Source organism: Lentzea sp. NPDC036955, assembly GCF_055608005.1.
Genome location: NZ_JBVJRC010000017.1, coordinates 107975 through 120682, shown reverse-complemented (window position 1 = coordinate 120682; position 12708 = coordinate 107975). Strand labels below are relative to the sequence as shown.

The following is a 12708-nucleotide window of genomic DNA, read 5'->3' as shown; positions in this document are numbered from 1 at the left end:
GAGGCGCGCTCACAGCCGCCTGCCGAGCACCTCGGCCTCCCGGATCGACGTGAGCATGGTTCCCGGCGCGTACGCGTCCCCGATGACGTGGACTGGCACCCCGCTCGCCGACAGCGGACCCGACAGCTCGTCGACCGGCTGACGCGGGGTCGACCAGGTGAACAGGGCCACGTCCTCGATCTCGGTGAGCCGCCCGGTGAAGACGTTCGCACAGCGCAGCACGCGGTCCTCGTACAGCAGCGGTTCGGTCGACAACTCGATGCGCACGCCCGCCTCGTGCAGTCTCCGGTGGACACCAAGGCGGCTCACGTACGGCACCGCGTCGCCCAGGGACGCCCTGGGCGTCATGAGCACCACGTCGCGGTACCGCCGCGCCAGGAGGTCGGCCACCGCGTAGGTCCCGGCCGAGTGGTCGAAGTCGAACAGCACCGCTGTGCCGTCGCTGCCTCCGCCGTCGCCGTGGACCAGGTGGTCGCGCACGCTGACGCCGTCCTCGCCGTGGGCGGCCAGGGTGGGCGGTCGCATCATCCGCGCCCCGGTGGCGAGGACGACGACGTCGGGACCGGTCGCGAGGACCATCTCCTCCGTCACGCGCGCACTCCGCTCGACGCGCACGCCGTTGCGTTCCACCAGCCACAGGTGGTGCTCCAGCGTGGTGGCGATGTCAGCACGTCCCGGCAACAGCGACTCCACCCTCGCCTTGCCGCCGAGGTGCGGTCCGGCCAGCAAGGTCACCCGGTGCCCTCGTTCGGCCGCCGCCGCGGCGGCCCGAAGACCTGCCACACCGGCGCCGACCACGGTCACCGCACGCTTCGTCGACGACCCGCGCACCCGGCCGGCGGCTTCACCACCGGTGCCGAGGTCGGGGTTGACCACACAGGCGATCGTGCGGCCACTGGTGACCTCTCCCCAGCAGACGTTGCAGTAGAGGCACGGCCGCACCTCCTGCTCGCGGCCCGCCCGCACCTTGGCCGGGAAGCCGGGATCGGCCACCAGGAGACGTCCCAGGCCGACCAGGTCACCGACCCCGTCCCTGACCACGGCCTCGGCTTCGGCAGCGGAGGTGACGCGGCCGAACGCCACGACCGGGACGTCCACCGCTGCCCTGAGGTCGCGCTGGATCCCGAGGTACGGGCCGGGCGGGTAGTGCATGTCGGGCACGTGGTCGCCGAAGCTGAGCGAGGAGTTGCCCTGGCCGAACGCGAGGTAGTCCGGCGGAGTCTCCTGGCCCACCCGGTTCGCGATGCGAGCCGACTCCTCCGCGGTGATGCCTCCCCGCACCAGCTCGTCACCCGGCATCTTCAAGCCCAGCAGGAAATCCGTCCCGCACACCGACCGGATGCCGGCCAGGACCTCGCGCAGGAACCTGGTCCGCCCGTCCAGGTCGCCGCCGTACTCGTCCTGCCTGGTGTTCGACCACGGCGACAGGAACTGCGTGATCAGGTGACCGTGCGCCGCGTGCACCTCGACGCCGGAGAACCCCGCACGCTGCAGGACGGCGGCCGAAGCCACGAACGACTCGGCGATCATCCGGACCTCCGACGTGGACATCACGTGCGGAACCGTCCAGCTGTACGGGTCCGGCAGGGGCGACACCCCGATCGAACTGTCCGACACCGGACCTCGCACCTGCTGCCTGCCCGAGTGCAGGAGCTGACCGACCATCCGGCAGTCGTGTTCCTCGACCGCGGCCGCGAGGCGCTCGAAGCCCGCGGTGTTGGCGGGTTCGTACGCCGCGAGACCCGTCTGCGGGGGCACCGAGCTCGGGTGGACGAACAGCGCCTCGGACACCACCATCGCCGCGCCACCGGCCGCGCGCTCGGCGTAGAAGGTGACCGTGCGGTCGGTCACCAGCCCCTGGCGCGCGTAGTTGTTCATGATCGCCGGAAACACGATCCGGTTCTTCAGCCGCGCGTTGCCCACCCGCAACGGGGAGAACAGGTGCGGATACCGGTCCTGTTCCTCGGTGGTCACGCCCTGGTGCCTTCGCCCGCCGCGGAGACGATCTCGCGCAGCTCGCGGCCGATCTTGCCGATGTCCGGCTCGGCACCGTCGAACAGCGCGCCGCCGTCGGCGTCCACGAAGACGGTGGTGATCCGGTCGCGGTGGATCGACCGCAGCGGTGCGGCGTAGGGCGACATCGCGTGGATCGCGGTCTCCTGCCGGCTGGCCTCGCCGACGGCGAGGATCGTGATGCTGCCGTCGAAGCCGGTCGACGGGTCGTAGGTGAGCATCGCCGAGAGGTTCGCCTTGTAGATGGCCATCCGGTTGCGGAAGACGTCGAGGTCCATTCCGGACAGCAGGTCGTGCTCGTCGACGTAGCGGACGACGAACTCGACCTGTGCATCCTCGTCGAGCTCGTTCAGCTCGTCCCACGGCAGGTCGATCCGCACGGCCAGCAGGCGTTCGATGATGTAGACGTAGTCCATGATCGCCCGCTGCTGCAACGAGGCGCTGTCGACCGGCAGCTCCTTCCAGGGGCGGTTGAAGTTCGGCATCAGGTGCAGGACGAGACCGGTGCGTTCACCCTGCTCGTGGAGCTGGCGGGCCGTCTCGTACGCGGGCAGTCCGCCCATGCAGTTCCCCGCGACGTAGTAGGGGCCCTCCGGCTGGACGCGGCGCATCTGGCGGATGCCGTGGGCGGCCAGCTCCTCGACCGTGCGGTACGGCGCCTGCTCACCGTCCATTCCCGGGGTCTGCAGGGCATACACGCCCCAGGTCTCGGGGATGTGCGGCAGGTAGTTGTTCATGTAGCTCACGCTGCCGTCCGTGGCCGGGTAGAGGAACAGGATCGGGGTGCCCTCCCGCAGCACCTTGACGTTCGACCCCTCCAGGGTGAGCAGCCGGTCGTTCCCGATGTTCTTGTTCTCCAGCAGCCGCAACAGCGCCAGTCGCTTGGTGTCGGACAGCTGCTGGAGCCGGTCGGTCGTGTTCACACTGTCTCCTGGTTCGCTGGTTCGCTGGTTCGCTGGTTGGTCAGTGGAGGCCGTCGAGCAGGCGGGCGACGTCCTCGTCCGACATCGACTCGAGCTGGTCGAGCGCGGCGCTGATGGCGAGGTCGTCCCGGACACCGCGGGTGAGGTCGTCGTCGATCCGTGCGGCGAGCGCCGACACCGTGGGGTGCGCGAAGAGGTTCTGCAGCTCCACCCGCACGCCGAAGCGCTCCTCGACCTGGAACAGCGCCCTGGTGGCCAGCAGGGAGTGCCCGCCCAGGTCGAAGAAGCTGTCGTGCCTGCCGACCCCGGTCCGGCCGAGGAGGTCGCCGTAGATCTCCGCGACGACCGCCTCGGTCCCGCCGGCCGGCGGTTCGTGCGCGGTGGCGCTCGGAGCCGGCTCCGCGACCATCGACGACAGCGCCGTGCGGTCGACCTTGCCGTTGGGAGTCATCGGAAGCGCGGTGTGCAGGACGAAGCGCTGCGGCACCATGTAGGCGGGGAGGACAGGAGCGAGCAGCTCTCTGAGCCGACCCGCGGAGACGGTGTCGCCGTCATGCGCGGCCAGGTGGGCGACGAGCACTCCGTCCGCCGCCAGGGTGACCGCGGCGTCGACGACCGCGGGGTGCCGGCGCAGCGCGTGTTCGACCTCGGCGGCCTCGACGCGGTGACCGCGCACCTTGAGCTGCTGGTCCGTCCTGCCCAGGAAGGTCAGCGTGCCGTCCGCCGACTCGCGGACCAGGTCACCGGTGCGGTAGACGCGCTCGGGCGCGTCGGCCACCCCCGCCAGGTCCGCGAATCGCCGCTCGGTCTCCTCCGGCCGGTTCAGGTAGCCGTTCGCGACGCCCTCCCCCGCGATGCACAGCTCGCCCGGCACTCCGGGCGGCACGAGCAGGCCGCGTCCGTTGACGACGTAGAACCGGGTGTTCTCGATCGGCTCCCCGATGCGCACGGGACCGGTCGCGTCGACCTTCCAGCGGGCGGACCAGATGGTCGTCTCGGTCGGACCGTAGAGGTTCCACACCTCCCGGCACCCGGCCAGGAGCTGGTCGGCCAGGTCGCGGCTCATGGCCTCTCCGCCGCACAGCGCGGTGAGCCGGGAGAGCCCCTTCCAGCCGGAGTCGAACAGCATCCGCCACGTGGAGGGCGTCGCCTGCATGACGGTGGCACCACTGGTGTCCAGCAGGCCGGCCAGGCGAGCCGGGTCCGCCGCCTCCCCCGCGGTGGCGACGACGACCGCCGCACCGGTGACCAGCGGGAGCAGCAGCTCCAGCAGCGAGATGTCGAACGACAGGCTGGTCACCGCGAGGAACACGTCGTCCTGCCGGATTCCCGGCTTCACCGCCATCGCGTGCAGCAGGTTCAGCAGGTTGTCGTGCCGCACCTCGACACCCTTGGGCCGGCCCGTCGACCCGGACGTGTGCAGCACGTAGGCGGGACTGCCGGCTGCGGGCGGATCGAGCGGCCGGTGCGGCGTCGCGTCCGGTGACCCGTCGACCAGCAGCGGCCGGACCCGCTCGGGCAGGCGGGCGGCGAGGTCCGATCGCGTGACCGCCAGGGACATGCCGGTGTCCTCGACGATCCAGGCCATCCGCTCCTCGGGCAGATCGGTGGCCAGCGGGACGAAGACCGCTCCCGCGCGGACCGCTGCCAGCACCGCCACCACCATGTCGGGACTGCGGTCCAGGAAGATCCCGAGTCGCCGGCCACGACCGCCCGCGGCATCGATGCGGCAGGCCAGCGCCGACACCGCGCGGTCGAGTTCCGCGTAGCCGAGCTCACGGCCGTCGCAGCGGACGGCGACGCGCTCGGGGTCAGCTTCGGCCCACGCCGCCACGAGCCGGTCGACCGTCGTGTCCCGTGCGTGGTCCGATGCGGTGCTGTTGCGCCTGCGGAGGTTCCGGCGCTCCAGCTCGGTCATCAGGGAGACGTCGCCGATCGGCAGGTCCGGGGAGCCGACCAGCAACGCGGCGAGGTGCTGCCAGCGGCGGGCCATGGCCTCGACCGTCGACCGCTCGAACAGTGCCGTGTCGTAGTAGAAGCTCCCCAGCAGTCCCCGTTCGCCGGCGTCGGGGTGGAAGTGCAGTTCGAGGTCGAACTGGACGCTGCCGGTGTCGAACGGGCGCAGCTCGGCCGTGGCGCCGGGCAGCCTCAGCGGGTGGAACGCGTCCTGGAAGGCGAAGAACGCCTGGAACAGCGGACTGCGGCTGAGGTCGCGGCTGCCGGCCACCTCGCTCACCAGCTTCTCGTACGAGTAGTTCTGGTGGTCCCAGGCGTCGGCGCACACGGCGGCGGTCCTGCGCACCAGCTCGCGGAAGCTCAGCTCGGCGGACAGGCCGACGCGCAGCACCAGGGTGCTGACGAAGCACCCCGCGGTCCGCTCGAAGCCGGGGTCCAGCCGGTTGGCGCACGGCGTGCCGATCGAGATGTCCTCGCGCTCGGTGGAGTGCCACAGCAGCACGAGGTACACGGCGAGCAGCGTGGCGAACCGGGTTGCCGCTTCCTCCCTGCCGAGCTCCGTGAGCCCGGTGGTGAGCTCCGGTCGCAGGACGAAGTCGACCCGCGCGCCGACGTGGCCGCGCCGGGGCGGGCGCGGGTGGTCCAGCGGCAGCTCCAGCGGGGTGCTTCCCGACAACGCACCCACCCAGTGGTCCAGGTTCCCGGCCGAGGCGGGGCTGTCGGCGTGTGTGCGTTCCCACTCGGCGTAGTCGGTGTAGTCCAAGCCCGCGTCCGCACCGCTCTCGCCGTTGAGGATCTCGGAGACCTCCCGCACGACGAGCCCGGTGGTCCACCCGTCGGCGACCAGGTGGTGCAGGGTCAGCCCCCACACGTGTTCCCGCTCCCCGGTGCGCACGAGCACCGAACGCGCCAACGGGCCACGAGCGAGGTCGAACGGCGCGATCAGGGCCGCTCGCAGCTCCCGGTCGACTTCCTCGGCATCGGCGCCGAGGAGATCGGCACTCCTCAGCACGGGTGCCGACTCCGGGTCGATGAACTGGACCGGCACTCCCCCGATCTCCTCGAAGGTCGCCCGCAGACCGGGGTGGCGGCGCCAGACGGTCTCCAGTGCGGTGGCGAGCGCCGGCGCGTCGACCGGCCCCTCGATCCGGTAGGTGACGGTGAACGTGTACGCCACTCCCGTCGGGTCGAGCCTGTCGAGGAACCAGATGCGGTTCTGCACACCGGTCAGCCGGCAGGCCGAGCGCCCGCCGAGCAGCTCCAGCAGCTCGGACCTGTGCTCCCGCACCGCATCCCGCTCGGCGGGGTCGAGGGTTCCCGGAGCAGCCCGCAACCGCAGCCGGTCACCGGCCGGCGTCAGCTGCACGCCCCGCCTCAGCAGCTCCACCAGTGAGGTCATCGCGTTCACAGCTCCATCCAGTCCATCGATCCCACGACCGCCGCCGCGCCGGGCGCCGGCTGGCCGGCACCGGTCGACGGCTGGACCTCGGCCGCGAGTGCGGAGACCCCGTCCGCCCGCAGCACGCGTGAGACCGGGATCTCCACGGCCAGATCACGCAGGACCAGGTTGCGGAGTTCCATCGCCATCAGGGAGGTCATGCCCAGCTTGCTCAGCTGGACGTCGCGCTGGACCTCGTCCTGCCGCAGGCGCAGCACCCTGGCCACCCGGTTCGCCAGCCGGTCCTCGAAGGCCGCACCGTCGTCGGAGCTGCTCGCGGCCTCCTGCGGGACGACTTCCTCCGGCTCCGAGCGCGAACCGTCATCGATCGCGCTCGTCATCTCGCGGCGAGTGCCACGTACGCGGTCGAGCCAGTACCGCTCGCGCTGCCAGGGGTAGGCGGGCAGCGCAACCGTGCGGCCACCGGCGGGCTGCACCCGGTCCCAGTCGACCTCGCACCCCGCCGTGTAGAGCGCCGCGACGGCTTCCAGCAGGCCTGTCCGCTCACCGCGCTTCCTGTGCGCCTTGGCGACCGTGGTGGCCGTCGCGCCGACCGAGTGGAGCGTCGCGTCGATCGCCGGGCCGAGCACGGAGTGCGGGCTGATCTCCAGGAACACCTGGTGCCCCTGCTCGGCGAGCAGGGCGACGGCCGGGCAGAGCATCACCGGTTCACGCAGGTTCCGCAGCCAGTACGACGTCCCCAGCTCCTCACCCGCGCTCAGCGCACCGGTGACGCTGGAGCAGAACGGCACCGAGGTCGCGGCGGGCCAGACCCCGCGCAGCTCGGCGCGGAGCTCGCCGAGCAGCGGCTCCACCTGCCGGCTGTGCCCGGCCACGTCGACGACCATGCGCCGTGCGAACACCTCCGTGCGCTCGAGCTCGCCCAGCACCTCTTCCACCGCCTCGGGACTCCCGGCCAGCAGTGTCGAGGACGGGCTGTTGCTCGCCGCGACCTCGACCTGGCCGTCCCACCGGCCGATGAGCTTCCGCGACTCCTCCAGGCCGAGCTCGACCAGCGCCATCGCACCCTGCCCGCGGATCGACGCCAGGAGCGTGCTGCGGCGGCAGATCACGAGTGCGGCGTCCTCGAGGGACAGTGCGCCGGCGGCGTGTGCCGCGGCGATCTCCCCCATGCTCTGCCCCACGACCGCGGCCGGTTCGACGCCCCAGGACCTCCACAGGGCCGTCAGCGCGACCTCCATCGCGAACAGGGCCGGCTGCACCTCCTCGATCAACGGGATGTCCGCTTCCCCGTTCTCCCGCCGCAAATAGTCGAGGACGGAGAACCCGCTGACCCGCCGGATCGCCGCGGCGCAGTCTTCCAGCGCATCCCTGAACACCGGCTCCGTCGCGGCGAGCTCCAGGCCCATGCCCGCCCAAGCGGCGCCGTGGCCTGGAAAGACGAACACGACGGACGGTTTCTTCCACGTCGGTGCCAACGGCCGTTCCGCGGCTCCTTCGAGTGCATCGGCCAGCTCGGTCCGCGAAGCACCCGCGACGGCCAGTCGTCGCGCGTGCGGAGAGCGGCGGGCGGCCGTGTGGGCGATGTCCCCGAGGTCAGCGGCGGTCCGCACGACCTCGGCGAGTGCCGTGGCTCCCTCGGCGAGCGCGGCCGGGGTGTGCGCGGACAGGGGCAGCACCACCGGTTCCCGCTCCTGCCCGTCCGGTGCGTGCGGGTGTTCCGCCGGCTCTCGGCCGGTCCGGGCGTGCACACGGGACCAGTTCACGTCCTGCCCCAGGCAGTACAGGCGGCCGAGGGAGTCGAGCAGCACCGGGCGGCTCGGCTCCGCCCGCCGGGAGGACGGCAGCACGTGACCTTCGCGGCCCGCCTCCGCCAGGCACTCGGTCACGTTGTGCACGAGGAGCGGGTGCGGGTTCACATCGATGAAGTCACGCCGCCCTTCGGCGACGAGCAGCCGCACCACCTCCGCGAAGAGGACCGGCTCACGCAGGTTGTCGCACCAGTACTCGGCATCCAGCTCGTCACCGGCCACGTCCTGGCCGACGACCGTGGAGTAGAAGGGGATGACACCGCGGTGGGGACGCACACCGCTCAGCGCCGACCGCAGCTCGGGCAGCAGCGGGTCCATCTGCGGTGAGTGCGACGCGTAGTCCACCTGGATCGGCCGCAGCGTGACGCCCGACCGCGCGAGCTCGGACGAGAGGTCCCGCACGGCGTCAGCAGCTCCGGAGATCACCGTCGCGTTCGGACCGCTGCTGACGGCGATCGAGATCTCGTCCGCGCGGCTCGCGATCACCCGGCGAGCCTCCTCGACCGGCAGGTCGACCACGGCCATCGCGCCCGAGCCGGAAGCGGCGCCGTGCACGATCGTGCTGCGGACGCAGACGATCCGCACCGCGTCCTCCAGGCTCAGGCACCCCGCCACGTGGGCTGCCGCGATCTCTCCCAGGCTCTGCCCGGCGACCGCGCCGGGGTGCACTCCCCAGGAGCGCCACAGAGCGGCGAGGGCGACCTGCACGGCGAAGATCGCCGGTTGCACCAGCCTCAGGTCCTCCAGCCAGGCCGGGTCGTCCGCGAGCACCACGTCCAGCACCGACACGTCGAGGTAGGGGCGCATCGCGCGGTCGCAGCGCCGCATCGCGGCCAGGAAGGCCGGTTCGAGCACCAGGTCCCTGCCCATGCCGAGCCACTGCGATCCCTGACCGGCGAACAGGAAGACGGGGTTGCCGCGATCCGCTTCCACGAGGCCGGTCACCGTGCCGGGCAGGGGACGGCCGTCGAGGTGCGCGGTGAGCCGCCTCGCCAGATCGGCGGGGTCCTCCGCGGTGACCGCCAGCCGCTGTCCTTCCCCCACTCCCCGTGCCACGGCACCGGAACGCAGCGCCGGCATCGTCGCACCGGGTCGCTCGCACGCTTCGAGCAGCTCTGCCGCCGCAGCGCGCAGCCCGTCCTCGTCACGGGCCGACAGCGGCACCAGGTGCGGCCCGCCCGTGCCCGCTTCCTCCAGGACCACGTGGCAGTTGGTGCCGCCGAAACCGAAGGCGCTCACCCCGGCGAGCCCGGGACGGTTCCGCCGCGGCCACGGCGTGCGTCGTGCAGCGACCCGCAGCCGCAGGCCGTCGAAGTCGATGTGCGGGTTCGGGGTCTCGAAGTGCAGGCTCGGCGGGATGGAACGGCGGCTCAGCGCCAGAACGGTCTTGATGAAGCCCGCCATCCCCGCGGCCGCTTCGAGGTGGCCGATGTTGGTCTTCGCCGAGCCGAGCAGCAGTGGGCGGTCGGCCGGGCGCCCCGCCCCGTGCACCGCGCCCAGCGCTCCCGCCTCGATCGGGTCGCCGAGCATCGTCCCGGTGCCGTGCGCCTCGACGTAGTCGACGTGCGCGGGGTCGATCCCGGCGTCGGCGCAGGCGTCGCGCAGGACCTCCACCTGGGCGGCCGGGCTGGGGGCGGTCATGCCGTTGCTGAAGCCGTCGTTGTTGATCGCGCTCCCCCGGATGACGCAGTGGACGGGGTTGCCGTCGGCCAGCGCGCGGGACAGCGGTTTGAGCACCACCACACCGCCGCCCTCACCCCGCACGTACCCGTTCGCCCTGCTGTCGAACGCCTTGCACCGCCCGTCGGGCGCCATCGCGCCGAACCGGTCCATCGCGACCATGCTGTCCAGCGCGAGGATCAGGTTGACCCCGCCGGCCAGTGCGAGCGACGACTCGCCGAGCAGGAGGCTCTGCCGTGCCTGGTGGATGGCGACCAGCGCGGACGAACAGGCGGTGTTCAGGGTGATGGCGGGTCCGCGCAGCCCGAGGAAGTAGGAGATCCTGGCGGGGATGATGCTGAGGTCCTGCCCCGTCGCGGTGTGCTGCGTGGTTCCGGCGAGGTCACCCGCGGCCAACTGGGCGTAGTCGTGCCACATGGCGCCGAAGAAGACGCCGGTCCGGGTGTCCCGGAGGCTGTGGGGCGCTATGCCCGCGTCGTCGAGCGCCTCCCACGACAGCTCCATCGCCAGCCGCTGCTGTGGGTCCATCTCGGCCGCCTCACGCGGTGAGATGCCGAAGAACTGCGGGTCGAAACCATCGACCCGGTCCAGGAAACCACCCCGCCAGCCGTCGGTCCCGGCCGGAGCGTCGCCCGCGTGCCACCGCTCCGACGGCACGGTGCCGACGGCGTCGACCCCGTTCGACAGCAGCGACCAGTACGCGTCGAGATCTCCGGCCCCTGGGAACCGGCAGGACATGCCGACGACGGCGATGGCCTCGTCGGAGCGGGCACCGCGCGTGGCCGGAGCGGGAGCCGGGCTCGGCTCCCCGTGCCGCACGGAGGCGCTCACCGCCTGGGCGAGTGACCTGACGGTGGGGTTCTCCCACATCATCGTGGGCCGCAACGGCCTGCCCAGCTCGGTCCCGAGATCGGTCAGGAGCCGGACCATCTGCACCGAGTCGCGGAGGTAGCGGTTGATCCGTTCGTCCACGTCGACGAACTGAGCGGGTGTGCCCGTGAGCTCTGAAAGGCGTTCCACGAGCCGCTCTTCGACTGCGGTGGCGGAAATTTCCAAGTCGGAGGACATCGCTCGGTTCCTCAGCTCTCGATGAGTCGCAGACACTTCCCGCGTGATCCACTCTGGAAGTGGATCATGACTCGGTCAACGAACCGTCCCGCGTACCGGAACGCGGCAGCCCGACCGGGCCGGTCATTCCGCTCGGCGCGGAAATCGTTGTCCTGCCTGGAAAACCACGCAACGGCGCCGGGGTCGACCGGGACCCGGTGAACCGTCAAGCGGGACCCAGGCTCCTGACGTGCCCAGCAGGATCGTCACCGGTCGGGACCAGTGCGATGATCGGTGTCGTCAGGCCGTTGTCCACATAGGATCGAATTCGCTCGCGGCAGTCTTCGGGCGCGCCGTGCACGACGAGGTCGTCCACGACCTCGTCGGGAACCAGCTCCAGCGCCTCACGCCGGTCACCGCGGTTCCAGGCGTCGTGCACCGGCTTGAGCGCCTCGCCGCGGCCGAGCCAGTCCTGGAACGCCGCATAGGCGGGCACGGTCAGGTACTCCGCGACGAGTCGGCGGCCGAGCCTGCGTGCCAGCGCCCTGTCCGCGGTGGGGCAGACGAAGATCCTGGCGGCCAGCTCGACGCCCTGGCCGACCTCTTCGCGCACCCGGCGCACGTCACCGGGAGCGAGCCAGTTGGTGATCACACCATCGGCCTCCTCCGCGGCCAGCCGCAGCATTTCCGGCCTCAGGGCGGCGAGCGCGATGGGAGGCGGCGGATCAACCGCGTTCTGCAGGCGGAAACCACTGACGGAGAACGTCTCATACGCCTCGGTCACCTTCTCGCCGCCCAGCGCGGCCCGCAGGAACCGCAGCGTGTCCCTGACTCTGCGGAGAGGGGTGGTGTACTCCGCGCCGTTCCACTGCTGCACGATCACCCGCGACGAGGCGCCGATCCCCAGCACGAACCGGCCGGGGGCCAATCCTGCGAGGGTCGCCGCGTTCATCGCGAGGAGCGCCGGACCACGGGTGTACACGGATGCCACCGCGGTGCCCAGGCGCAGCTGCTCCGCCCACTGGGAGACGAGCGCCAGAGGGGTGAAGGCGTCAGTGCCCGCCTTCTCGGACGTCCAGACATCGGTGTACCCGAGGTCCGGGAGCTCCTCGACGATCTTCCGGTGGAGCGCGAGAGACATCCCGGGCAGGGGAACGGTGATGCCCCACCGGCTCACAGGCCCTCCTGGAGTTCCACCGCCGGCCATGCCACGCCCTCGCCGCCTCAGGGCTTCGCGCCGCGCTTGCTCGCCTGCGGCCGCCAGATCGGGTACAGCGACGGACCACCTCGCAAGGTGATCGGCTCGCCCAGCCGCACCTGCCCGAGCCGTTCGTACAACGCGAGGTTGCGCAGGCAGCTCGCTTCGCCGTACACGCCCGCGTCCGCATCGTCGGCGATGGCGAACTGGGCGTTCTTGAGCACGGTTCCGAGCCCTTTGCCCTGCCACGCAGGGACTGTCGAGAGGAAGGTGCCGTACAGGTGCGGTGGCACGTTCCGCGGGTGGTTGTCGTTCAGCAGGTCCACGAAGGCCACCGCCCGCTCAGCCTGGTCGCCCAGCCGCTCCGTCAACCGCCTGACGACCTCGGCGTGGTCCTCCGCGGTGGGCAGCACGGACGGCGGGTAGAACAACGAGACCGCGCTGAAGTCCTCGACCTGGAGCGCGAGTCCACCGCCGGCGAACGTCGTTTCCACGATGACGGTGAAGAACTCCCGGTTGGCGTCCATGCGGCGGTCCGGGTCCGGGAAGATCCAGGAGAACACGGGGTCGTCGTGGAAGGCTCGGGCGTAGACCTCGACCAGGGACTCGGCCTGGTCCTCGTGAACCGCGTTGATCATCGACACGGGTGCTCTGTCCTCTCGGTTCGCGACGAACGGGCGG

At 71.4% G+C, this 12708-nt stretch carries 6 protein-coding genes; all 6 read right to left on the bottom strand.

What is annotated here, in order from left to right; translation table 11 throughout:
* Positions 1–9: 9 nt before the first annotated feature.
* The 6 genes from ACZ7CF_RS40225 to ACZ7CF_RS40200 all read right to left on the bottom strand — a co-directional run bounded on the left by ACZ7CF_RS40225 (position 10) and on the right by ACZ7CF_RS40200 (position 12665).
* Positions 10–1974, bottom strand: coding sequence for an oxidoreductase (locus ACZ7CF_RS40225; RefSeq protein ID WP_458432787.1), 1965 nt, complete (start codon positions 1972–1974; stop codon positions 10–12).
* A complete protein-coding gene (locus ACZ7CF_RS40220) occupies positions 1971–2936 on the bottom strand; it encodes a thioesterase domain-containing protein (RefSeq protein ID WP_470372315.1) in 966 nt (321 codons plus the stop codon). The genes ACZ7CF_RS40225 and ACZ7CF_RS40220 overlap by 4 nt, the downstream gene beginning before the upstream one ends.
* A gap of 40 nt (positions 2937–2976) precedes the next feature.
* A complete protein-coding gene (locus ACZ7CF_RS40215; RefSeq protein ID WP_470372314.1) occupies positions 2977–6291 on the bottom strand; it encodes a non-ribosomal peptide synthetase in 3315 nt (1104 codons plus the stop codon).
* Positions 6292–6296: 5 nt separating this feature from the next.
* Positions 6297–10802: a type I polyketide synthase gene (locus ACZ7CF_RS40210; RefSeq protein ID WP_470372313.1), complete on the bottom strand. Its 4506-nt coding sequence runs from the start codon at positions 10800–10802 to the stop codon at positions 6297–6299.
* A gap of 253 nt (positions 10803–11055) precedes the next feature.
* Complete coding sequence (locus ACZ7CF_RS40205; protein WP_360384793.1) at positions 11056–12006, bottom strand: LLM class F420-dependent oxidoreductase; 951 nt, start codon at positions 12004–12006, stop codon at positions 11056–11058.
* Positions 12007–12053: 47 nt separating this feature from the next.
* Positions 12054–12665 carry a hypothetical protein gene (locus ACZ7CF_RS40200; RefSeq protein WP_360384795.1) on the bottom strand — a complete coding sequence of 204 codons (612 nt, stop codon included), beginning with the start codon at positions 12663–12665 and terminating at the stop codon, positions 12054–12056.
* Between the last annotated feature and the right edge of the window lie 43 nt (positions 12666–12708).